Genomic DNA, 23,558 nt, shown 5'->3' with positions numbered 1-23,558 from the left:
AAAATTCCGGCTTGCCATGCGTCAAGACGCAAGTTAGATTAAAACCATTCCCTCAGTGAATACTTTACATTGCATTTTTAACCAAAAGAGGGTGACAAATATGATCGTTACAACGACTCAACATATCGAAGGCAAAAAAATCATCGCTTACAAAGGCGTTATTGCAGGAGAAGCCATTTTGGGTGCGAACCTGTTTAAAGATCTCTTTGCCGGAATTCGAGACATGGTTGGTGGACGTTCTGGTACGTATGAACGCGAGTTGGAAAGAGCAAGAACGATTGCTTTTCAAGAGCTGGAACAAAAAGCTCGTGAGTTGGGTGCCAATGCGATCGTCGGTGTTGATATCGACTATGAAGTCTTGGGACAGAGCAATGGCATGCTGATGGTTTCAGCCAGTGGTACGGCCGTCGTTATAGAATAGAAATTCATAATAGCGCATCTAATGCGCTATTTTTATGCATAAGAACTAAGACTTTAGTTCAGGAAATATGAAATTATTATGAAAGCTTGTCTTAAAGTATTTACACCTAAAGGAAAAAGCTTTTAAATTGCATGCATATCCAATGTGATGCAGATTTACGACGCTTTCGCTTGCGCGTCTGGAATTGGCCGAGTTCAACTGAACTCGGCCTTTTTACTTTTTCTTACCTGAGATTTTCTTACTTAAGAACTACGGGCGTGTTGGATTAATCGTCAAAGGCTCCAACGTCACCACCGCATTGACCCCAGCACCTGGGTGATCCACATATGACGTATCTTGCATGAGCGTGTAGTACACGTCGACAAAGTCATCATCGTTGGTTAGGACGCCATCGGGGATCGCATCAATAATTTTATTGGTGATCTGCGGGATTATCGCGTACGCCTGCACTTCTGGATCAGGAATCGCTTTCAACACTTCTTCTGCCACCTGGACCAGTAACTTAGCTAACTGTTTGTAATCCGTGCCATCATCTTGTTCCATCAACACCATATCCGCGGCACCCCAGCGATAGCGGGACCAATGGATCACAATTTGATTGGGGTAATAATCTTTGTTGTCATAATCCAGATAAGGCATCTCCACAAGATCCAACGCTGGCTCATCTCGACTCGGATTCACCCCCGTCACAATGGCATAGATCTCTGCTTTGCCTGAGATCCAAGGCTCTTGGTCATCAGATAAGCGGATTTTCTTCAGCTGTGTGGTTTGGATTGGCGCGGTCGTTTCTGCAGAAAGGTTGTACTGCGGTGCCATGCGAGGGGCTGCATCGCGTTCTTTTTCCACCACATAAGGCTGAATCTGCGTAGGTTGACCTAAGCGTTTCATCTCCGCCTGCATAGCTTGTAGGCCTGCTTTAAGCTCTTTTGTACTGTTGTTATCGACAACAATGACTGGCACATCAGGCATGTTGTAAACATCCAATTGGTGGATCTGGCCGTTGATATCAAATGCTTCAATGTACTGCCAAAGCTCATCATCACCACTTGGTTCAAAAGCAAACAATGGTGAAACGTCCCCTTTCTGCCAAGCCGCGAGCATCGCTTCATTGGCAAGGCGAACTTCAAGCAGCTCGTCGGTGTACTCACTCACGCCTTTCCATGTTCGAATTTGTTCATCGGCTTGAACGAAACGTCGGCTCATTTGTGCCTGTGGTTTCTGCTCAACCAAAGTGGAGATGGGAACATTGAGTTGCTGAGCGTTGATGTTTTGACGAAGCGTGGATTCAACCGAGCTGTAGTTTTCGCCCAGTTGCTTGGCAAGCTCACGTTTGGTATTGACGATATCTTCCGCTTTCTCATTAGAGATGTTGGTCACTTTTGTCTCTTCAGACTGGCAGCCAACAAGCGCTAAAGTACAGAGTGCGGACAGTATTATTTTCTTTTTCATCTGGTGTCCTTCTATGATTTGATTGGATACAAATAGAGCTATTGCTCCATTCATATCCAAAATACCACCGAACACCATTCATTCAATTCGCTTTTATAAAATTGTATAAACTCTGCCCACAGGATCAAATTTCACATAAGGAATTGATAAAGTAGATTTATCTAAATCAACATAAATTGTTAGCTTAAACAGTGAGTTCGTCTTGCAAACAGCAATATTGGTTTTTCCCAAGCCGCTTAGCGACATACATCGCTTCGTCTGCATGATGTATCCGCTCCTCAAGAGAAGCGCCATCTTTGACTGCCCAATGGCTCACGCCAATACTCGCAGTGACATCACATAAGCATCCATCAATGCTGATTGGCTGTTGTAGCTGCTCTAAAATGCGTTCCACCACAGGCACGTAAGTATGCGCATCTCGAATACCAATCAAAAATTCATCGCCCGCGAGACGAGCCACCAAGTCGCGATTAAACACGCTGTTCTTTAGCCGTTTGGCGACCACTCGCAACAGGTCATCCCCAATAGCATGACCAAACTGATCATTGACGGCTTTAAAACCGTCCAAATCCAAAAAGAGCAGATATTGATCTTTGCCTTGATCATGCTCAGTTTGCAAAGATTGAAAGGCGTGGGAGCGATTGGCTAAACCCGTCAACGGATCGTGATTCGCCACATAATTTAAACGCTTAAGCTCTCTTTCCACCGATAGATCACTTAGCGTCACCACGAATGCTTCTACACGACCGGAGGTGCTTTTGAGTACCCTGAGTTTCAGCTGACAAGGTAACAGACTGCCATCTTGACACTTCACTTCCATGGCTCGAATCAAACCACCGCTTTTCATCAATGCCTTGAGTTCAGCTTGAGTAAACTGTAAAGAGTCGTAGTCGTGAATCTCTTCTAACCGGTGTACTTCGCCAAACCAACGCAGACTGGTGAGGTTTTGTGTTTCAACCGAGAATGTACGTGAGAGCACCAAAATCGCGTCTTGGTTTTGTTCAAACATCAAGTCAATCAGTTTGCGACGCTGCTCGGCTAAATAAGCTTCTGAGATATCTTCGAACTGAACCAGTGTCTCTTTGCCTTCCGACATTGGGTGACAGGTAACTCGGTATCTTCGTTCCCCATCACGGGCACGCAGTTCCACCGCTTTGCCTTTGCAACCATTGACGATAGAGTGCATTAACGCATCCACCGCCATTTTAGGCTCATAATAAGCCTCGAGTCGCTGCGCGATGTTTTCTCCTTCGTTTTCAATCTTCAGCTCTTTTTGTGCCGCCGGATTGAAATAGCTGATGGTTTTGTTTTCAGAGACAACCAATACCCCTCGACGCATGGCACCCAGCGCTCGTTGGATATAGCGGTTGCGCGCTTCCAAGTCATTGAGCACGTTTTGAAGATCGCTTTCTCGATCTCGCAGACTGAGCACCATCTCGTTAAAGCAGCGGGTTAGCTTGCCCAGTTCATCATCGTGGTAAATCGGCAGCTCTTTTTTCAACACGCCAAAACGCGACATCTGCTCCATAGAGCGATGCAATGAGGTCAGTGGCATGACAAAGACATTGTGCAGCACACGAGCAAACCACCACACCATAAATGATAAGGTCACGGCGATCACCCCAAGCGTGAGCCACATTCTGCGTTTTCGTTCAAAGTAGGCTTCCAATGAGACCCACACTTCCAATTCACCCAGCACTTCACTGCCCAAGACGATCTCTTGACTTAAGCTCATGATCTCTTGGTTGCGGCACAGCACATTGAGGTCATCCCAGTAACAGTCTTGTGGTAGACGATGGATCGCGGCCTTGGTCAGCAAATCGGTACTTTTGACTTGTGCCGCGATGATGTCGGGGTCAAAGGTCAAAATGTTCAGCTGCTCTTTTGCCGTTGCTGCGTCGGCGAAAGTCAACGCCGCTTGTAAAGTGCTGGCCACCCCTTGTGAAAGGATCTTAATGCGCCCATGCAAGCCTTCGTAGTGAGACAAGGAGATCACTTTGATGGCCGCCCCACCGACGCAGATAAATATCACGGTAAACAGCAACCATGTCGGCAGCGTCATCTTGTAGCGCAGCGGTAAACGGGCAAAGCGTTTGGTCATCATTGAGTGGGCTCCTCATACAACTGAGCAATACTCAACAATTGGGCTCTCAAGCGAATCTGGCTTGGTTCAACATGCTTACGAGAGATTAATGGCAAGATGCGATTATTCACTTTAATAAAGGCGATCATCCCACCGAGGCGAACAAACTTCTCACCATTTCCCACCAGAAGAGCGTGAGGGTAGCGCAGCTGGAGTGTCGGCAGTGCCGTCTGAGGATTGGATTCGACAAACACCAAATGGCAGGACTCTTGCGGGTCCACCTCCTCTAAGTATGAGAAAGTGGCCGCCTCAGGCTGAGTTTCCACTATGGCTTTTAAGCGTTCGGCGATGACACTATTAAATTCACCACAATAGCGTGTCTTCTGCTGCGCTAAAGGCGTCGATTGCCAATCGGCCAGCGAGGCAAAACGATACAAATACACCGCTTTCAAATCTTCATCGCTGTATTTAGGCCAAGCGGGGGCGGCAAGACAATACACCCCCCAAAAAAGTGCGACTCGACAAAGCAATTTCGCGCTTAGCCTACTCTGCCTCATAGGGCACTACCCTGCTCCATGGAAGGAGACCAAGCTAGCGTCAGCCAGTACTGCACCCCATTTTGATAGGGGGAAAACGCTTGTGGAAACTCTGTACTTTGGTCTGCTCCAAGGTTTTCCACCACAGCAGTCAACCTCGGATACGCCTTGCTGTGCTGCCAGCTCAATGCAATACCCACACTGAATACTTCCGGCCATTGGTAACGCTCATCGGAGGTATAGTCCGAGTGCATTTGTGACTCTGAAATGTATTGAAGTGTGCTGCTCGCCCACCATTGCGGAGTGATGTCCCACATGAGCTGAGCGTTGACAAAATGGTTAGGTTGGTTCTCTAACTCACGTTTCACGGCTTGGTTTGAACCACAAATCGCCCCTTCACAATGACCAATAATGCGCTTGTAGCTGTAATTCATGTTGAGTTGCACAGCATCAATCGGTGCCCACTTGAAGGCCAACTCGCCTCCGACGGTTTCTGACCAAAGGGGATCCACCAACTGTGAAACATACTGCTCGATCACGGTTCCGACCGTGCCAGGTGAGGAGTTACCAGGCAACACAATTTGACTCGAAGCAACACCCGCATACGCTCGAATATTGTGGTGCTTACTGTAATAAGTGCCTGCGCTGAACTGCCACACTTCATCGGACCAAATTCGATAGCCCAGTTCGTAAGTTTCCACGTTTTCTACACGTAAATCTTCACTTCCTTGATAAATAAAGGAATAGAAATAGTCATAGTAATTTTTACCATCCGATAGTATACCTTCAATGTAATTGTTACTTTGCAGCGCAGTGGTTAACTCAAGACGAGATGGCGTGACAATCGCCTTGCCCCAGCCTGCCCATATGCGCTGATTGTCAGCAAGTTCATAGCTGGCACGTACCTGCGGTTGCGCATCTACCTCTTTGGTAAGGTTATTGTATTGCCAGCGACTGCCTAAAATGAGATCGGTTTTCTCCGTCACTTCTAGATTCCAATTGACATACACACCATAGCTTTGGCTGAAAAAATCTGCTTGTTGAGCAATACGCAAGTAAGGCATGGAGAAATGTTCTTGCGGCGAATAGGTACCAAATTCTTCGTCGATGAGGCGGACATTTCCCCCAATCGTCAATTGGCTACCAAACCAATCTTGCACCACAATATGAGAATCGAGGTCGAGACGAGTGAATCGGGCATTTCTATCCGTACTGTCGTTCGCGCTGTATGTTAGCCACGCTTCGTTATGCCAGCGATTCCCTGAATGGTGGTCATAGATATGTTGCACGCCAGCAAAGTACTCTTCCATCGTCATTTTGGTGTCGTAGAAATCAATATCGGCTTTGTCTGGGAAGAGAAAATAGGGATTAAGCGTTCCCCACTGGTAATCTTCTTTTGAGCGAATCCCACCCACTTGTGCACTAATCGTGTTAGCCAAATATTGGTAATCCAAGCGTGCACCAAAACGTTCGGTGTACACCGCATAATCTTGGTGCGGTTGCACGCGTGCTTCTTCGCTGGTCCAAGGTTTGTGTTCGACAAATTCCAGATAACCACTGACATAAGCATATTCACCAAGCGGTGCAGCATGCCGCATTTGATACTCTTGATAGTCGAAGTTACCCACTTGCGCGGTCAGTGTCGCCTTGTCAGCCTCTTCTGGATCTTTGGTAATGATGTTCACCACACCAGTCACCGCATTGCCACCCCATATGGTACCTACTGGACCAAGGACGATCTCAATTTGCGCGATATTGGCTAAACTGACGGGGATAAGATCCCAGTCAACACCCGAAAACATCGGGTTAAACACACTGCGTCCATCAACCATCACCAATAGGGTATTGCTTAATGGCTGATTACTCCCACGTGCGGTAATACCCCAATCATAATTAGAAAATTTAGCCACATGCAGTCCTGGCGCCAACGCAAGCACATCGGCCACCGAGCGAGCACCTGAGCGGTTAATTTCTTTAGCGGTGATGACGTAAACCGAGGCGGGGGTATCGGCCAAGCTTTGTGATGTTTTGGTTGCGGATACCACTTTTGTTTCAGCCAAAGAAGACAGTGGCATATCTAATAAGCTGAGAAGATCCTCACTTGCCACACTGGATGGCAAGATAAGAATGGATGGCAATAAAACGGAATAGAACGGTATTGAACGCATGCTGTCTGCTACTTGTGGCGACGACGAATCGAGCTAAACACTCATTGTGTCACTTTATCAAAATAATCAGAACAATGTACCAATAAAGAGGTACACAAACATCAAGACACAGCTCATATTTCTGTTTTTGTGAGCCACTAAGACAAAACTTACATCGCCAACGAAAAGCTTCAATAAGCCACTTATATCAATTGGTTAAATGCATTTATTGTGATTATTGAAATGGAATTTTTCGGGAAAAATAAAAAAGGAGCGCATTGCGCTCCTTAGGTATAAAACGTGCTTATTGTGTTCTTAAACGCTGCCAGTATTTCTCATAAATGGCGAGCGCTTCTGGACCCACATCATTAATAAACTCCCCTTTCTTCACATCGGCATCCGCTGGGAAAATCGTTGGGTTGTTTTTTAGCTCATCAGGTAACAGCGCTCTGCCTGCATTTGTAGCCGACGCATAGCCTAAGCTGTTAACGATTTCTGCTTGATGCTCAGGCTGGTACATAAAGTTGATGAACTTATGTGCGAGCTCTTTGTGCTTGCTGCCTGACGGAATCGTGAAGTTATCCATCCACATAACCGCACCTTCTTCAGGCATGACAAACTTAAGCTCTGGCATTTCAACTTGACCTTGGTAAGCATTGCCATTCCATTGCATACCAACCGACGTTTCTCCAGAGACGTAAGGCACTTGAGGTGCGTCTGAGTTATAAAGCAGGACATTGTTCTTTAGCGCGACCAAGGACTCGTAGGCTTTTTTGATCTCATCTTCGTTTTTCGTATTGATGCTGTAGCCATTTAGCTTCAGTGCCATACCAAATACGTCACGGATATCGTCAATGAGCATAACTTGTTGTGCGTATTTCTTATCCCACAGATCAGCCCAACGCGTAACTGGGGCATCAACCATGCTTTCGTTGTAACTGATGCCCGTAATACCCCAAATGTAAGGCAACGAGTAATCGTTGTTTGGATCGTGGGCTTGGCCTAATAGGCCATCCATGGTGTCTTGCATGTTTGGAATTTTGCTATGATCTAGCTTCGTCAGTAACCCTTCACGTCCCATTTTTTCAATGAAATAGGCCGAAGCGAAAACCACGTCGTAACCCGTCCCTTTCAGCAACTTAAGCTTAGTGTACATCGATTCATTATTTTCAAAAGTTGAATAATTAATCGTGACACCTTCTTGTTTTTCGAAAGCCTTTAATGACGCTTCAGGTAAGTAACTTCCCCAAGCATAAACGTTTAGCACTTCATTCTCTGCCTGAGAAAGAGAGCTAAATGAGAGCGCGCTCAGAACCAATCCTTTGATGAACATTTTCATAGTTTGCAATCCAAACAGTACCAGCACCATGCTGGGGGTCACGCGCATAATTAGGCAATTGTTAATGATTTGAAAGAAAAATAAATTTGTCGTTACGAGTCAACAGATTTGTCGTTTTATTCATCACGCGATGGTGGGTTGCCAGAGTCTTCGAGGGGGCTTTTTTTGAGATTAATTCATGGGTTATAAACAAAAATCGCCTGTATAAATCAGGCGATTTTGCATAGGTTGCTTTACGCTTTTAACCCCGTCACTTGAGCCACTTCATTTACAACGGCGGTGACATTCTCCGCAATCCGCGCCAACGTTGAGAGCTCTTCATCGCTAAAAGGATGCATCAAGACTTTTTCTGCACCTTGCTTACCCACTACCGTTGGTAAGCTCATGAGCACATTGTCGAGCCCATATTGCCCGGACAACATGGTTCCAACAGGCAAAACAGATTTCTCGTTGATCATAATGGCTTGGATGATACGAAACACGCTGGCGGAGATGCCATGAGTGGTGTTGTGCTTTCGCTTGAAAATCTCATAACCCGCTTGTTTGACTGACTCCAGTAACTCATCAGCATCAATACGCTTGATATGATTGGTATCGCAGTAATAATCGGCAGGTTGTCCAGCAATAGAAATCAAACTTTTCGGTGTGAAACAGTGACTACCATGTTCCCCCAATACATAACCGAAGACATTTTTGGGATCAAGTTGCACACGGTTGGCAACGATGGTCATCAGACGTGCAGTATCAATCACACAACCACTACTGATCACCTTGCTTGGTTTAAAGGTCGTGTTACTAACTATAAAATGACTCACCAAATCACATGGGTTTGAAACAACGATTAAGATGGCGTTAGGTGCAACTCGCTCCACTTGGCGCGCAATATCAACCCCAATTTTGGCGTTGATTTCTGCAATATCAATACGAGTTTGCCCTTGTTTGATCTGTGCTCCGGCCGTGATCACCACAATGTCGGCCGCGAGTAGATCGAGATAATCTTTGGTGGGAATAATATGGGTGTTTTTCGAAAAGGTCAGCGCCGCTGTATGGCGAAAATCAAACACTTCCCCTTCCGCCCGCTCTAAGTTCTGGTCCAATAGCACCAACTCACTGACGCTTCCCATCGTGAGAAGGTAGTTACAAATGCCCACGCCCACTGATCCAGCGCCAATTACCCCTATTTTCATCATTCATTCCCTGACATAGTACAACTTAGATCACAATTTTATGCTGATTACGCCAACCACTTCCATTTTATTTGGCCAATAAGACATAATTAAGTTGAAACATCTAACTGCTCTTCTCTTTACGATATATGAGTCGATAAGTTGACGATTTTTCACTCTCTCTATACGGATTTTTGACTCTTCACTAACAAGCTTAGCTTACCGTCTGTCCGATACAAAATCAGTGAGAATAAGATCAGACCGCAGCCAACAAGCTTGTTGGTCGAAAGAGATTCGCTGTACCACAACACACTCAGTATCACAGTCCAAACAGGTTCGAGGATCATGATAAGCGCCGCATTGCCTGGATTGATCTGCTTTTGAGCCATTGTCTGCATCACGTATCGCAATGCGGTAGCGAGAATGGTACTCGCCGCAAACCAAGCCCAGATCGTTGGCTCTATATGAGTTGGCACGCTTTCGAAGAGCAAACTGGCCGACAAACCAATCACCCCCGTCACAAACAGTTGAATACAGGTTAAAACCAAGATGGGGAGTGTTTGCGAATATTTGCTATTGATATTGAAGTGCAAAGCCAAAACGACCGCATTAAACAGAAACCACAACTGACTGACCGAACTCTGCCAACCATCCGCCAAAGAGAGGAAAGCCAACCCCGACGCGGCAATCGGCAAAGAGACCCAGAAAATGCGTTTGGGTCTTTGCTTAAACAGCACCCAAGCAACAAATGGCACCATCAACATGGAGAGGCTGAGGATAAATGCCCCTTCCCCCAAGGTGTCGCTGATGGAAATCGCATGAATCCAACTCATCAGTGCCGTGGCTAAGAGTAATCCCACTAACGCTGCGGAGCGAACATCCCCCCAACTGGCTTTAAACAGAGAACGGTAGCAAAAGGGGAGTAAGCAGAGTGAGGCGATTAAAAAGCGCAGACCGACAAAACCAAATGGCGGCAGCCCTTGTATGGTCTCTTTAGAAAAAATCCACCCAAAGGCAGAAAGGATTGTTGCAAGAATTAAAATGCTGGCAGCTTTACGTTCAGAATTCAAAAGTTTTACTCTTTTACTTGTTCGAAGATGAATCTCTCCGTTGGTTATTATTTCCCGACATAAGCAGGATATTTATTGAGCAAAAACATAATGCCAAAACGCAACCGATATCGCGACACGGTGGGCGAGTAAATTCTCACTCAGTGAGAATTACTTAACCATTAATTAAAAAGAAAACGAACTGTTGTCGATGGATTGAAAAGATCACACAAGAAACATTTGTAACCCGAATAACAGAAAGAGATAAATTACCACTCAATATGAATAGGGGTACCCATCTTAACTAAACGGATAAACTCATCCATCTCTTGGTTGGTGAGTGCAATACACCCGTTCGTCCAATCAAAGCTTTGCACAAATCGCGGATCTCGCTGTTCACCATCACGCAGGCCATGCACCTTGATATCACCACCAGGAGAGAGCCCTTTTTCCTTTGCCAGTAAGCTGTCTATCGGATTCGGGTAACTGATGTGTACAGAGCGATAAAAGGCAGACTCTTCTGTCACATAGTCCAACGTGTAAATCCCTTCAGGGGTACGTTGATCGCCTTCTTGAACCTTATGCCCTTTTGGTTGTTTGCCCAATGCGATTCGATATTCACGTATGACTTCCTCACCCGACATGAGGTAAAGTCGCCGTTTTGATTTATCCACTTTCACCCAATCAACTTGCTCGTTTGCAAAGCAAACTGAGCCAGTGCTGAGTATCAATAGCATCAACAGTAATCGCATCATTCACCGTTTAAGAAAAGCGTTTCCCACACTATACCGGACGAGGAAAAGAACGGGCAACTGCGTGGTAGAAAACATCAAGTTTGCGCTATGCTTTATGCATAGTCAGTGAGATTTGCTGGAAAATGCCAATGACACACCAACGCACATTTCCCTCCTCCTTTGTTTTCTATAATTTATATCGTTGGCTGGTTTGCACCATAGTTTTATGGATGTTTTCCCAGGTCGCGTTGTCTTGCACGCTAACCATGGGATATAGAACCAATGAACGCTTACCGCTCATTGCAGAGTCACCCGATAACAGTGGCCTTTATTTAGACTTTTATTCGTTAGCCGCAGAACGCATCGGTTGTAAGCTCAAGATCATTCGGGGCCCAAAAAACCGAATTCTTAAACTACTAGAGGCCGGCGATATCGACTTCTATCCCGCTTTCAATTACAACGAAACACGAGCACGTTATACCTATTTCATTGAAAATGGTTTTCCGGGGGGAGAAATAGGGGTGTCACGCGCAGATTTTCCCGACATAACGGCATTATCACAGCTTGATGGCTATACCGTTGTACAAGCTTTGGGGTCTCCAGGCTTTGCTAGCGGGCTGAAAGGCGTTTCTATCTACTCCGCACCGGAAATGACCATTGCAGACGCCTTCGAACTACTGCGTAAAAAGCGTGGGGACTTTTACATCTATAATCGAGAATCTCTGCTCTACTATCTAAAACAAGAACAACCTCAAGATGTGAAAGTACATCCAGACTGTTGCGGAGGCATCCAACCCATCTATTTAGGTTTTTCCCGATACTCTTCCCACTATTCGGAAGTACCTAATCTAAGCTTTGATGGCCGTCAGCCACAAAGCGTTATCAACTTCCCTACAGTGATCGCCTCGGATTGCCTCGCGTTTCGTTTTCAAAAAGAGCTGATGGAGATGAAAATCTCCGGCATTACCGACTCCATTTATCGGCAATATTACCATTGATTCTCTGAGGGCTAATTTGAGTTGGGCACAAGCTTAGCCGAAGCAGAGAGTCTAGTTTGGCAGCAGATCAGTAAAATCAGTGCTAAAGAGACACCAAACAAACTCACGTAAAAACTGCTGTAGTAATTAAATAGTTCACCAACCACGCCGACCGACAAACTCGACACCAGCATACTTAGCTGCAACATGTTGGAAAACAAAGTTGAAGCAGTACCTAACTTGTCTTTCATCATATCCTGCATGACAACCATCCCCAGCGTTGCACAGGTCCCGATAAAAATGCCATTCAGTATTTGAGCAACAATGAGGTGCGTGTAGTTGGTCGCCAATAACATCACGCTGTAGAAAAGCACTCCTGAAGCAATACCGACTTTCATTATGGTCAATGCACTCCATCTCCTGGCCAACTTCCCAGCCCACAACATCACTGGAATCTCGCACAGCGCAGCCACTCCAAACAACACGCCAAGCCAGTTTGCATCGACTTTCAATTCTTGAGACAAGTACAACGGCATCGAAACGATGTAGAGATTGTTTGCAGCAAACGCGAGCACGATAATGAGGCAATAAATAGACACCAACGGATTCACTGAAGATACCCAGCCCCCATTCGCCCTACTAGGCTCTTTTTCTACACGGAGGTTACGTTCGACATTAGGGATACCAAGAAATATCACTAAAATTGACATAGCAATAATGGTGGCTGCGACAGTAAATGACGCTTCAAAGCCATAAGCCGCTTTGAGCAGAAAAGCCAACGGAGGACCAAATACCCAAGCGATCGCTATTCCCGCTCGCATAGTGGAAACAAAGCTCGCGCTGTCAGTCACATACTTGTCGCCATACTCTCTTCCCAGAGCAAAAAGTTGCCCAAATGCCGCACCACTGATGCTGCCCAATAAAGAAACCACGACAATCGCAATCCAGTACTCACGGATAAAAATAAAGCTAAATACGGTCACAAGCTGACAACTGACCGAAATCAGCAAGATCGTCTTACGTTGCCAACCTCTGTCTGATTTGCCTGCGATCACTTGCGAAACCGACACAGAGCTTATTACCGCAACCACCATATAAAGACTCAGCATCATCGGTGTGGCATTCAACCGTTCAACCAAAAACAAGCTGGTGAGTGGATAAAAAAACGCGCCACACAAGCCGATAATGGTGGCGGTAATCACAAATAAAATGGCGGTACGATCTTGCAACATACTCATTTCCGACTGACTTCATAAATGCTGAATATGTCGGCTAGTTTATTCTCATGAACCCGCGTAAAGTGGTGCCATTCCATCGTTAACTAATATCATTCCGTCACTTTTCATTAATTAGGTGACCGAAATAGCCTAGCAACATGAAACCTTTCGTCGAAAACGTACTGCTTGAAGAGAGTTTTAATTGGTTAGTAAAAAGGTATCACTGTGAGGCTCCCTTAGAAGAGTTCGCATGCCCATGGCATTACCACACCGAATATGAACTGGTTTTCTACCTCGACTCAGATGGCATCTTTGAAGGGAAATATTTTGCGGGTGATGCCATAGGAACCACATCTCACAATACCTTACTGCTCTATGGGCCAGGACTGCCTCATATGGTTGCAGGCCAGTCGACCAGTCACGTAGCCAAACCCCTAGACACCGTGATCATATGGTTCAGTCATCAGTGGATACTGGATATTGTGAGTACGATTCCAGACGCACAAAGCATTGTCGCTCTTTTAGAGGAATCAAAGTACGGCTTACTCTTCTCTCCAAACATCGTCAACGAGCTATCAGCACGCCTAATCGGATTAGAGCAGAAGCAGCGAAAGTACCAAGCTCTTGATATCATTCATATCCTAATGTGCCTATCAGACGACAAGGCAGCGCAGAGAGTCTCTTATACGCCTTATCAGCTAAAAGCGGTGAATGAACAAGGTGCAACCAATAAAAGGCTGCAACTCGCCAGAGCATTCATCGAAAGCCATTACTCCAAAAACATTCGAATGGACGATTTTTGCCATGCTTTACATCTTAGTGAAAGCTCTGCCTATCGCCTCTTTGCTAAACACTATGGCTGCAGTTTCTCGGAGCATTTGAAGCAATATCGAATCGGCAAAGCGTGCGAAAAACTCACCCGGACGGACCTACCCATCCAATTAATTGCGGAACAAACTGGTTTTCAGAATCTCTCTAATTTTAACCGTCACTTTAAAGCCTTGAAACAGATGACACCGAAACAATTCAGGACGCAGTTTCGCTGATGTTCGTTACCTACGCTTAAGCACTTGTTAACCGCACTCTCTTTATAGCGAGTCTTTTTATCAATGTGATATACTTCACGACCATTTATCACAGAGAACACACCCATGAGCTTAAAAACTGATATTCAACAGCTGCACAACCGTCTTGATGCTTGCCAGCGTAAACTAGACGCAGCCCGTTCTCGTGGCGATCATGAAATGATCAGCAAATTTACCGATGAAGTGGACCAAGTTAGCAAGAAACTCTCTCAACTCAAGCACAAGCAAAGCTACGAGCGTAACAAAGAGCGCAAGAGTATTCTCGACTTACCTTTCTCTCGTGAGATCACCAAAGCAGAACAAGCCGATATCGGTAAACTGAAAAAAAGCGTCAAAGGACTAGTGATCGTCCATCCAATGACCAAAATGGGTAAAGAACTGCGTTTGGAAGTCATGACTGGCTTTGCACCTAAACCATTTTAAGTTGCTCTACATATATGACTGTAGATAAGGCCTGAGATAACTCTCAGGCTTTTTATTTGTCTGCTAGTTTGCCAGTGCCTATAACGCCACTAACCCATCTCGATAGCCTAAAATTTGGAGCTTAGAGTGTCATCATGCTAAGTACGCTTAACGCAGGCTCAGGGATTATGTGAAGTTGCGATGATCTGTCTTCAATGTGACATTTACTTCAGGACGAGACACAAAGTCATTTCAAGCCAACATCCAAACGTCAGAAATGACGAAAGCCTGCAAATTACTTTGCAGGCTTTCTATGTAGTGGCGGAGAGATAGGGATTTGAACCCTAGGTACGCTATTAACGTACGCCGGTTTTCAAGACCGGTGCTTTCAACCACTCAGCCATCTCTCCACAAATTGTCCTAAAACTTAGTCTTACTTATATAATGCTAGGTTTTAGTTTTGTCTTCAGACATCACTTTACAAAAAGGAATAACCTAAAGACAGTAAGTAAGCCTGGCGATGTTCTACTCTCACATGGGGAAACCCCACACTACCATCGACGCTATTTCGTTTCACTTCTGAGTTCGGAATGGATTCAGGTGGGTCCAAAACGCTATGGTCGCCAAGCAAATTCTTAAAATTCGGAAAGCTGTTTATGTTCTCTACACATTCAATTCGTTCTTGCTTTGAGTCCATCAAAACCCTTTGGGTGTTGTATGGTTAAGCCTCACGGGCAATTAGTACAGGTTAGCTCAACGCCTCACAGCGCTTACACACCCTGCCTATCAACGTTCTAGTCTCGAACAACCCTTCAGGATACTTAAAGTATCAGGGAAGACTCATCTCAGGGCTCGCTTCCCGCTTAGATGCTTTCAGCGGTTATCGATTCCGAACTTAGCTACCGGGCAATGCGTCTGGCGACACAACCCGAACACCAGAGGTTCGTCCACTCCGGTCCTCTCGTACTAGGAGCAGCCCCCTTCAATCTTCCAACGCCCACGGCAGATAGGGACCGAACTGTCTCACGACGTTCTAAACCCAGCTCGCGTACCACTTTAAATGGCGAACAGCCATACCCTTGGGACCGACTTCAGCCCCAGGATGTGATGAGCCGACATCGAGGTGCCAAACACCGCCGTCGATATGAACTCTTGGGCGGTATCAGCCTGTTATCCCCGGAGTACCTTTTATCCGTTGAGCGATGGCCCTTCCATTCAGAACCACCGGATCACTATGACCTGCTTTCGCACCTGCTCGAACCGTCATTCTCGCAGTTAAGCGGGCTTATGCCATTGCACTAACCTCACGATGTCCAACCGTGATTAGCCCACCTTCGTGCTCCTCCGTTACTCTTTGGGAGGAGACCGCCCCAGTCAAACTACCCACCAGGCACTGTCCGCAACCCCGATTAGGGGCCAACGTTAGAACATCAAACATACAAGGGTGGTATTTCAAGGACGGCTCCAACGCAACTGGCGTCACGTCTTCAAAGCCTCCCACCTATCCTACACATGTAGGTTCAATGTTCAGTGCCAAGCTGTAGTAAAGGTTCACGGGGTCTTTCCGTCTAGCCGCGGGTACACTGCATCTTCACAGCGATTTCAATTTCACTGAGTCTCGGGTGGAGACAGCGTGGCCATCATTACGCCATTCGTGCAGGTCGGAACTTACCCGACAAGGAATTTCGCTACCTTAGGACCGTTATAGTTACGGCCGCCGTTTACCGGGGCTTCGATCAAGAGCTTCGCTTACGCTAACCCCATCAATTAACCTTCCGGCACCGGGCAGGCGTCACACCGTATACGTCATCTTACGATTTTGCACAGTGCTGTGTTTTTAATAAACAGTTGCAGCCACCTGGTATCTGCGACTCTCAATAGCTCCATCCGCGAGGGACTTCACCGTCGAGAGCGTACCTTCTCCCGAAGTTACGGTACCATTTTGCCTAGTTCCTTCACCCGAGTTCTCTCAAGCGCCTTGGTATTCTCTACCCGACCACCTGTGTCGGTTTGGGGTACGATTCCTTACAATCTGAAGCTTAGAGGCTTTTCCTGGAAGCATGGCATCAATGACTTCACTACCGTAGTAGCTCGACGTCGTGTCTCAGCCTTAAGAGTATCCGGATTTACCTAAACACTCAGCCTACGCACTTGAACCTGGACAACCGTCGCCAGGCCCACCTAGCCTTCTCCGTCCCCCCATCGCAATTGTAAGAAGTACGGGAATATTAACCCGTTTCCCATCGACTACGCCTTTCGGCCTCGCCTTAGGGGTCGACTTACCCTGCCCCGATTAACGTTGGACAGGAACCCTTGGTCTTCCGGCGGGGAGGTTTTTCACCCCCCTTGTCGTTACTCATGTCAGCATTCGCACTTCTGATACCTCCAGCATGCTTTACAACACACCTTCAACGGCTTACAGAACGCTCCCCTACCCAATATCTAAAAGATATTGCCGCAGCTTCGGTTTACAACTTAGCCCCGTTACATCTTCCGCGCAGGCCGACTCGACTAGTGAGCTATTACGCTTTCTTTAAATGATGGCTGCTTCTAAGCCAACATCCTAGCTGTCTAAGCCTTCCCACATCGTTTCCCACTTAGCTGTAATTTGGGACCTTAGCTGGCGGTCTGGGTTGTTTCCCTCTCCACGACGGACGTTAGCACCCGCCGTGTGTCTCCCGGATAGTACTTACTGGTATTCGGAGTTTGCAAAGGGTTGGTAAGTCGGGATGACCCCCTAGCCTTAACAGTGCTCTACCCCCAGTAGTATTCGTCCGAGGCGCTACCTAAATAGCTTTCGGGGAGAACCAGCTATCTCCGAGTTTGATTGGCCTTTCACCCCTAGCCACAAGTCATCCGCTAATTTTTCAACATTAGTCGGTTCGGTCCTCCAGTTGATGTTACTCAACCTTCAACCTGCCCATGGCTAGATCACTCGGTTTCGGGTCTATATCCAGAGACTATGGCGCCCAGTTAAGACTCGGTTTCCCTACGGCTCCCCTAGATGGTTAACCTTGCCACTGAATATAAGTCGCTGACCCATTATACAAAAGGTACGCAGTCACACCACGAAGGTGCTCCTACTGCTTGTACGTACACGGTTTCAGGTTCTATTTCACTCCCCTCACAGGGGTTCTTTTCGCCTTTCCCTCACGGTACTGGTTCACTATCGGTCAGTCAGGAGTATTTAGCCTTGGAGGATGGTCCCCCCATATTCAGACAGGATAACACGTGTCCCGCCCTACTCGATTTCACTGAACATGCATCTACAACTACGGGACTATCACCCTGTATCGTCGGACTTTCCAGACCGTTCGTCTAACACATGTAAAGCTTAAGGGCTAATCCAATTTCGCTCGCCGCTACTTTCGGAATCTCGGTTGATTTCTTTTCCTCGGGGTACTTAGATGTTTCAGTTCTCCCGGTTCGCTTCATTGAGCTATGTATTCACTCAATGATACTGGCTTATGCCAGTGGGTTTCCCCATTCGGAAATCGTAGACTCAAGTGGCTGTTACTGCCTCATCTACGCTTATCGCAAGTTACTACGTCCTTCATCGCCTCTGACTGCCAAGGCATCCACCGTGTACGCTTAGTCACTTAACCATACAACCCCAAAGGGTCTTTGTTAAACAACCAAAGTTGCTATCTCATTATTTGAATGAGCGAGATAGCGTTGATTTTGCCGGACTCAATTTCGAATAGTCACTATAAGTGACATTCCCAAGAACACTTGAATGTGTTTGTTGGTGTTTGTCTTAAAGACAAACATTGAGAACTTTACAAACAACAATAAATTGTTGTTTTGTCAGCTTTCCAAATTGTTAAAGAGCAATGCAATTCTCTACGAGAAACACACTTTTTAAAGACTCTCAGCGTCGAAAAATCAACCACAAACATAAAGAAGGTGGTTTTCATCAAGAAACACTAAAAATATTTAAAGAGTGGTGGGCGATACCGGGTTCGAACCAGTGACCCCCTGCTTGTAAGGCAGGTGCTCTCCCAACTGAGCTAATCGCCCATTGCATTCAAGAATGGTGGAGCTATGCGGGATCGAACCGCAGACCTCCTGCGTGCAAGGCAGGCGCTCTCCCAGCTGAGCTATAACCCCAACTCTTGAAGTAATGGTGGGTCGTGCAGGATTCGAACCTGCGACCAATTGATTAAAAGTCAACTGCTCTACCGACTGAGCTAACGACCCATGGTATCCCGTAGGGGAGTCGAACCCCTGTTACCGCCGTGAAAGGGCGGTGTCCTAGGCCTCTAGACGAACGGGACACTAAGATACTCTAAACTTTCTAAACCATATCAATCTGTGTGAACACTCATCGCAATAATCATCGTATAAGGAGGTGATCCAGCGCCAGGTTCCCCTAGCGCTACCTTGTTACGACTTCACCCCAGTCATGAACCACAAAGTGGTGAGCGTCCTCCCGAAGGTTAAACTACCCACTTCTTTTGCAGCCCACTCCCATGGTGTGACGGGCGGTGTGTACAAGGCCCGGGAACGTATTCACCGTGGCATTCTGATCCACGATTACTAGCGATTCCGACTTCATGGAGTCGAGTTGCAGACTCCAATCCGGACTACGACGCACTTTTTGGGATTCGCTCACTTTCGCAAGTTGGCCGCCCTCTGTATGCGCCATTGTAGCACGTGTGTAGCCCTACTCGTAAGGGCCATGATGACTTGACGTCGTCCCCACCTTCCTCCGGTTTATCACCGGCAGTCTCCCTGGAGTTCCCGACATTACTCGCTGGCAAACAAGGATAAGGGTTGCGCTCGTTGCGGGACTTAACCCAACATTTCACAACACGAGCTGACGACAGCCATGCAGCACCTGTCTCAGAGTTCCCGAAGGCACACCTGCGTCTCCGCTGGCTTCTCTGGATGTCAAGAGTAGGTAAGGTTCTTCGCGTTGCATCGAATTAAACCACATGCTCCACCGCTTGTGCGGGCCCCCGTCAATTCATTTGAGTTTTAATCTTGCGACCGTACTCCCCAGGCGGTCTACTTAACGCGTTAGCTCCGAAAGCCACGGCTCAAGGCCACAACCTCCAAGTAGACATCGTTTACAGCGTGGACTACCAGGGTATCTAATCCTGTTTGCTCCCCACGCTTTCGCATCTGAGTGTCAGTATCTGTCCAGGGGGCCGCCTTCGCCACCGGTATTCCTTCAGATCTCTACGCATTTCACCGCTACACCTGAAATTCTACCCCCCTCTACAGTACTCTAGTCTGCCAGTTTCAAATGCAGTTCCGAGGTTGAGCCCCGGGCTTTCACATCTGACTTAACAAACCACCTGCATGCGCTTTACGCCCAGTAATTCCGATTAACGCTCGCACCCTCCGTATTACCGCGGCTGCTGGCACGGAGTTAGCCGGTGCTTCTTCTGTTGCTAACGTCAAATGATGCCGCTATTAACGACACCACCTTCCTCACAACTGAAAGTGCTTTACAACCCGAAGGCCTTCTTCACACACGCGGCATGGCTGCATCAGGCTTGCGCCCATTGTGCAATATTCCCCACTGCTGCCTCCCGTAGAAGTCTGGACCGTGTCTCAGTTCCAGTGTGGCTGATCATCTTCTCAGACCAGCTAGGGATCGTCGCCTTGGTGAGCCCTTACCTCACCAACTAGCTAATCCCACCTGGGCATATCCTGACGCGAGAGGCCCGAAGGTCCCCCTCTTTGGCCCGTAGGCATCATGCGGTATTAGCCATCGTTTCCAATGGTTATCCCCCACATCAGGGCAATTTCCCAGGCATTACTCACCCGTCCGCCGCTTGCCACCCGAGAAACAAGTTTCTCTGTGCTGCCGCTCGACTTGCATGTGTTAGGCCTGCCGCCAGCGTTCAATCTGAGCCATGATCAAACTCTTCAATTAAAAGTTTTTTGAAGCTTTCGCTTCGGCTCAATGAATACTGAATAAATTGACTGTGCCGATACTTAGTATCGTTTTGGTCACTCAGTTCATTGATAAATCTTTTGGATTATCATCAACGAGTGCCCACACAGATTGATAGGTTTATATTGTTAAAGAGCTTGCTTTTCGAGAAGCTTTTCTCTCAAAGCGGAGGTGCATTCTAGCGAGTTAATTTGAAGAGTCAAACACTTTTTCAAATTTATTTTCTCAGAAGCTTTTGCCTCACCCGACCTTGCTGAAGCCTTACGCTGTCTGCCGTGTCGGTGGATGCGCATTATAGGGAACGAAGTTTCTTTGGCAAGTGCTTTTCGATAAAAAATGTCACAAAACCGTTCGTTCGCGCAAGAAACAATCAAAGGGTTATTTTTCTTGGTTCCATGTTAAAAAAAAGCATCTGTTTTCGTCAGAAATCGTTCAACCAAACAGCTTGGAAATCGGATGCATTGAGCACTCTGTGGTTTTGTTCCCACTGACGAATCCTTTCCAGCTCATTCAATACACTCTTTATTGTCAGTGTATTGTTGTCTAACTCGTACACTTGCTGCTGAGTTTGATAGTAAAACTTAAGAATGGTCATTGCTCTCTCATTGTGTTCGTTATGAGCAGCATGTTTAAGGATATTCACTTTACGATAGATCTTTAAATGAGTCTGTTTAAGCTTCCATACATACAAAAGCTCATCAAAATAGCGATGCGTCTTTATTTGATTCAATATTGAAAGCGTACTGACAAGAGCAATAACTACTCCGACTAGGTTCCAAACAAAGTTTCCCGTTGATTCGCCTTCTACAATCTCTGTGTTGCCAAATAGGGCAATCAACAATGTACTAAATGCAATGGCAGAACAGGCAAAAGCCAGTAGAAACGCCACTATCACCATGTTCCCTTTCTTTCTATATTCTTCTTGATTTATTTGACGCACGAATACCGCCCTCCTTCTTTTAGTGCCAGACTAGTTTAACCAAGCAATATGCACTCGCAACGTTTCCTTTGTAAGCTTTCTCTCAGTTGCTCTCTCTCACTCTACTTCGAATACTCACTTTGATAACAGCATGACTCGCAACAGACTATTTGTTAGGTATATACTCCGTGCATTCGAATTCACTGCAAAGGTCTATCATGCGTACATTTGTATTACGCGCACGCGCAGCGCCGACAAACAGTCGAGCGTTATTAGAAGGAGTCGGTAACGAGGCTCATACTGAGATTCTTGCACATACTCTGATGAACACGATGTTTGTCGCACAGTCACATCGCCAAGATGTTGTCGTTCATCTGGTTTTAGAGAGTACCAAAGACTTTTCGCGTACGATTACCATTCACTCTAACGAAGTTTCAAACGTGGGCGGCTTCCACGAAGCAAATTTGTTGAACATTGTTGTTCGTGCGCTTGATGCTTCTACGGGTATGGGCAAAGAAGAATTAAGAAATGTCGAACCAGGTGTCACCGTTCGTACAATTAGCTTTGAACGATTGGTCCAACAGCTTGCCGAAAACCATCAGCTATATATGTTGGAAAAGAAAGGCGAGTTTGTTCGCGACATTAAGTTTGCTGCCAATCCTTGTTTTTTGCTTACTGACCATATTCCGATGCCAAAGAAAACCTTTAACAGCCTGAAGCGTCTCGGAACGCAAAACATTAGCCTTGGTCCTAAAATGTTGTTTGCCTCCCAATGCGTTACTTTGATTCAAAATGAATTGGATCTGCAGGAATAAATGCGAAGGGCTCATTAGAGCCCTTTTTCTTGCTCAAGATTCATCATTGACGCTGTCTATCCCAATCAACACGTTGACAACACTCAAAGTGTCTTTGTGCCCTTGAATACTTTCTTGCGTCGAGTCCAATTACTGATATCATTTTTGCCAACATAGTCGGGGAGCCTTATCGGCTGAGATCGCCACGCGAGACCCGTTGAACCTGATTCAGTTAATACTGACGTAGGGAACTATTACGCGCATATAACTTTCTGCTTTATGCGTTGGTATACCAATATAGTTGATAATATTGTTGGTATAGACAGTTCCTGTACGTCTTGTTCTAGGATACAAGATGCTACTTACTTCAACTACTCAATCTCTTATTCCATGCGTTCTCACCATTGCTGGTTCTGACAGTGGGGGGGGGGCTGGTATACAAGCCGATATAAAAACCATTTCAGCGACGGGCAGTTACGCAAGCTCAGTGATCACAGCCATCACCGCGCAAAACACGATGGGCGTGAATGCCGTATTTCCGATCCCTACCGAGTGTGTTGCCGCGCAGCTTGATGCTGTTTTCAGCGATCTCAATATTCAAGCGGTTAAAATTGGTATGCTTGCAGACCGTCATATTATTCGATTAGTCGCCGAAAAGATTCGCCAATACGCGCCTGAGAAAGTGGTGCTCGATCCCGTTATGATTTCCACCAGCGGCCACGCTTTATTACAACCAGATGCGATTGCAGCACTGAAGGAGCACTTGATTCCACTTGCTGATATCGTGACGCCAAATATCCCAGAATATGTGGCGCTCACCGGAATGCCCATCCCGAACACTGAAAATGAGATGATCTCGAGCGTCGAAAGTTTGAAAGCGCTGAACTGCCCTGCCATCTTATTAAAAGGCGGGCATTTGCAGAATGAGTCCCACAGTAGTGATCTTTTAATCACACCACAGTTTTGCGAATTCATCCGTAGCAAACGCCACTCCACACGTAACACTCATGGTACTGGCTGCACATTATCTTCCGCCATTGCGTCCTACTTGGCTCAAGGTCATCGCTTGCACAAGGCTGTCTTCTTAGCTAAACAATACATATCACAGGCAATCGCTCATGCCGATGAGCTATCCGTTGGTCAAGGTCATGGCCCCGTCAATCACTTCTTTGCAGGACACATGCACGTCCGCTAGAGAAGGACCTCCATCGTCATCGTTTGCTCGGGAGTAAGTGTTTTCCCAAGGCCTACACTCGCTACCGAGCTTAGAACCAATCTCGAAATAATTGACAGATGCTTGATACTTCCATCTGGCACACTCACCTATAATGG

General features: G+C 46.5%; 16 protein-coding genes, 5 tRNA genes, 3 rRNA genes and 1 riboswitch. Of the genes, 6 read left to right on the top strand and 18 right to left on the bottom strand.

Annotation, left to right across the window (positions count from 1 at the left end):
• Positions 1 to 100: 100 nt before the first annotated feature.
• Positions 101 to 421: a heavy metal-binding domain-containing protein gene (locus VV1_RS21915; RefSeq protein WP_011082323.1), complete on the top strand. Its 321-nt coding sequence runs from the start codon at positions 101 to 103 to the stop codon at positions 419 to 421.
• Between the two features lie 249 nt (positions 422 to 670).
• Here the strand turns inward: VV1_RS21915 and VV1_RS21910 are convergent, their stop codons facing one another.
• The 8 genes from VV1_RS21910 to VV1_RS21875 all read right to left on the bottom strand — a co-directional run bounded on the left by VV1_RS21910 (position 671) and on the right by VV1_RS21875 (position 10,942).
• A complete protein-coding gene (locus VV1_RS21910) occupies positions 671 to 1,870 on the bottom strand; it encodes a DUF3103 domain-containing protein (RefSeq protein WP_015727520.1) in 1,200 nt (399 codons plus the stop codon).
• A 184-nt stretch (positions 1,871 to 2,054) separates the two neighbouring features.
• Positions 2,055 to 3,974 (bottom strand): diguanylate cyclase domain-containing protein, encoded by a 1,920-nt coding sequence (locus VV1_RS21905; protein ID WP_011082321.1) that lies wholly within the window; start codon positions 3,972 to 3,974, stop codon positions 2,055 to 2,057.
• The gene (locus VV1_RS21900; RefSeq protein ID WP_011082320.1) at positions 3,971 to 4,510 is read right to left on the bottom strand and encodes a YfiR family protein; all 540 of its coding nucleotides are present in this window, start codon (positions 4,508 to 4,510) and stop codon (positions 3,971 to 3,973) included. Before VV1_RS21900 ends, VV1_RS21905 begins: the two co-directional genes overlap by 4 nt.
• Complete coding sequence (locus tag VV1_RS21895; protein ID WP_011082319.1) at positions 4,507 to 6,657, bottom strand: TonB-dependent receptor plug domain-containing protein; 2,151 nt, start codon at positions 6,655 to 6,657, stop codon at positions 4,507 to 4,509. Before VV1_RS21895 ends, VV1_RS21900 begins: the two co-directional genes overlap by 4 nt.
• A 283-nt stretch (positions 6,658 to 6,940) precedes the next feature.
• Positions 6,941 to 7,975, bottom strand: a complete 1,035-nt coding sequence (locus VV1_RS21890; protein WP_015727516.1) for an ABC transporter substrate-binding protein — start codon at positions 7,973 to 7,975, stop codon at positions 6,941 to 6,943.
• A 233-nt stretch (positions 7,976 to 8,208) separates the two neighbouring features.
• On the bottom strand, positions 8,209 to 9,162 hold the full coding sequence (locus VV1_RS21885) for a lactate/malate family dehydrogenase (RefSeq protein ID WP_015727515.1): 954 nt from the start codon (positions 9,160 to 9,162) through the stop codon (positions 8,209 to 8,211).
• A gap of 161 nt (positions 9,163 to 9,323) precedes the next feature.
• Complete coding sequence (locus tag VV1_RS21880) at positions 9,324 to 10,211, bottom strand: DMT family transporter (protein ID WP_011082316.1); 888 nt, start codon at positions 10,209 to 10,211, stop codon at positions 9,324 to 9,326.
• Between the two features lie 248 nt (positions 10,212 to 10,459).
• Positions 10,460 to 10,942 carry a L,D-transpeptidase family protein gene (locus VV1_RS21875; RefSeq protein ID WP_043921279.1) on the bottom strand — a complete coding sequence of 161 codons (483 nt, stop codon included), beginning with the start codon at positions 10,940 to 10,942 and terminating at the stop codon, positions 10,460 to 10,462.
• Between the two features lie 248 nt (positions 10,943 to 11,190).
• On the opposite strand from VV1_RS21875, the gene VV1_RS21870 reads away from it, so the two are divergent.
• Entirely contained in the window at positions 11,191 to 11,922 is a 732-nt protein-coding gene (locus VV1_RS21870) for a substrate-binding periplasmic protein (protein ID WP_224639029.1), read from the top strand.
• Between the two features lie 11 nt (positions 11,923 to 11,933).
• On the opposite strand, the gene VV1_RS21865 is transcribed toward VV1_RS21870, so the two are convergent.
• Complete coding sequence (locus VV1_RS21865) at positions 11,934 to 13,133, bottom strand: sugar efflux transporter (RefSeq protein WP_011082313.1); 1,200 nt, start codon at positions 13,131 to 13,133, stop codon at positions 11,934 to 11,936.
• A gap of 143 nt (positions 13,134 to 13,276) precedes the next feature.
• Between VV1_RS21865 and VV1_RS21860 the strand changes: the two genes are divergently transcribed.
• Together VV1_RS21860 and VV1_RS21855 are read left to right on the top strand one after the other, a co-directional pair.
• A complete protein-coding gene (locus VV1_RS21860) occupies positions 13,277 to 14,164 on the top strand; it encodes an AraC family transcriptional regulator (protein ID WP_011082312.1) in 888 nt (295 codons plus the stop codon).
• 105 nt (positions 14,165 to 14,269) lie between these two features.
• Positions 14,270 to 14,626, top strand: coding sequence for a YibL family ribosome-associated protein (locus tag VV1_RS21855; protein ID WP_011082311.1), 357 nt, complete (start codon positions 14,270 to 14,272; stop codon positions 14,624 to 14,626).
• A gap of 298 nt (positions 14,627 to 14,924) precedes the next feature.
• Here VV1_RS21855 and VV1_RS21850 read toward each other — a convergent pair.
• The 9 genes from VV1_RS21850 to VV1_RS21810 all read right to left on the bottom strand — a co-directional run bounded on the left by VV1_RS21850 (position 14,925) and on the right by VV1_RS21810 (position 21,453).
• Positions 14,925 to 15,015 (bottom strand) — tRNA-Ser (locus VV1_RS21850).
• A gap of 102 nt (positions 15,016 to 15,117) precedes the next feature.
• Positions 15,118 to 15,233, bottom strand: a 5S ribosomal RNA gene (rrf, locus tag VV1_RS21845).
• A gap of 89 nt (positions 15,234 to 15,322) precedes the next feature.
• Positions 15,323 to 18,210, bottom strand: a 23S ribosomal RNA gene (locus VV1_RS21840).
• Positions 18,211 to 18,549: 339 nt separating this feature from the next.
• Positions 18,550 to 18,625, bottom strand: a tRNA-Val gene (locus VV1_RS21835).
• A gap of 14 nt (positions 18,626 to 18,639) precedes the next feature.
• Positions 18,640 to 18,715 (bottom strand) — tRNA-Ala (locus VV1_RS21830).
• Positions 18,716 to 18,729: 14 nt separating this feature from the next.
• A tRNA-Lys gene (locus VV1_RS21825) sits at positions 18,730 to 18,805 on the bottom strand.
• Position 18,806: 1 nt separating this feature from the next.
• A tRNA-Glu gene (locus VV1_RS21820) sits at positions 18,807 to 18,882 on the bottom strand.
• A 67-nt stretch (positions 18,883 to 18,949) separates the two neighbouring features.
• Positions 18,950 to 20,492, bottom strand: a 16S ribosomal RNA gene (locus tag VV1_RS21815).
• The 16S, 23S and 5S rRNA genes sit together here with 5 tRNA genes alongside, the layout of an rRNA operon.
• 442 nt (positions 20,493 to 20,934) lie before the next feature.
• Complete coding sequence (locus VV1_RS21810; RefSeq protein ID WP_043921218.1) at positions 20,935 to 21,453, bottom strand: DUF3087 family protein; 519 nt, start codon at positions 21,451 to 21,453, stop codon at positions 20,935 to 20,937.
• Between the two features lie 197 nt (positions 21,454 to 21,650).
• Between VV1_RS21810 and trmY the strand changes: the two genes are divergently transcribed.
• The gene (gene trmY / locus VV1_RS21805; protein ID WP_011082309.1) at positions 21,651 to 22,247 is read left to right on the top strand and encodes a tRNA (pseudouridine(54)-N(1))-methyltransferase TrmY; all 597 of its coding nucleotides are present in this window, start codon (positions 21,651 to 21,653) and stop codon (positions 22,245 to 22,247) included.
• Positions 22,248 to 22,394: 147 nt separating this feature from the next.
• A riboswitch (TPP riboswitch) is annotated at positions 22,395 to 22,493 on the top strand.
• A gap of 88 nt (positions 22,494 to 22,581) precedes the next feature.
• The gene (gene thiD, locus VV1_RS21800; protein ID WP_011082308.1) at positions 22,582 to 23,421 is read left to right on the top strand and encodes a bifunctional hydroxymethylpyrimidine kinase/phosphomethylpyrimidine kinase; all 840 of its coding nucleotides are present in this window, start codon (positions 22,582 to 22,584) and stop codon (positions 23,419 to 23,421) included.
• Positions 23,422 to 23,558 lie beyond the last annotated feature (137 nt).

It is taken from the genome of Vibrio vulnificus CMCP6, from assembly GCF_000039765.1.
Classification (GTDB): domain Bacteria; phylum Pseudomonadota; class Gammaproteobacteria; order Enterobacterales; family Vibrionaceae; genus Vibrio; species Vibrio vulnificus_B.
This window is presented reverse-complemented; position numbering and strand designations above follow the sequence as displayed.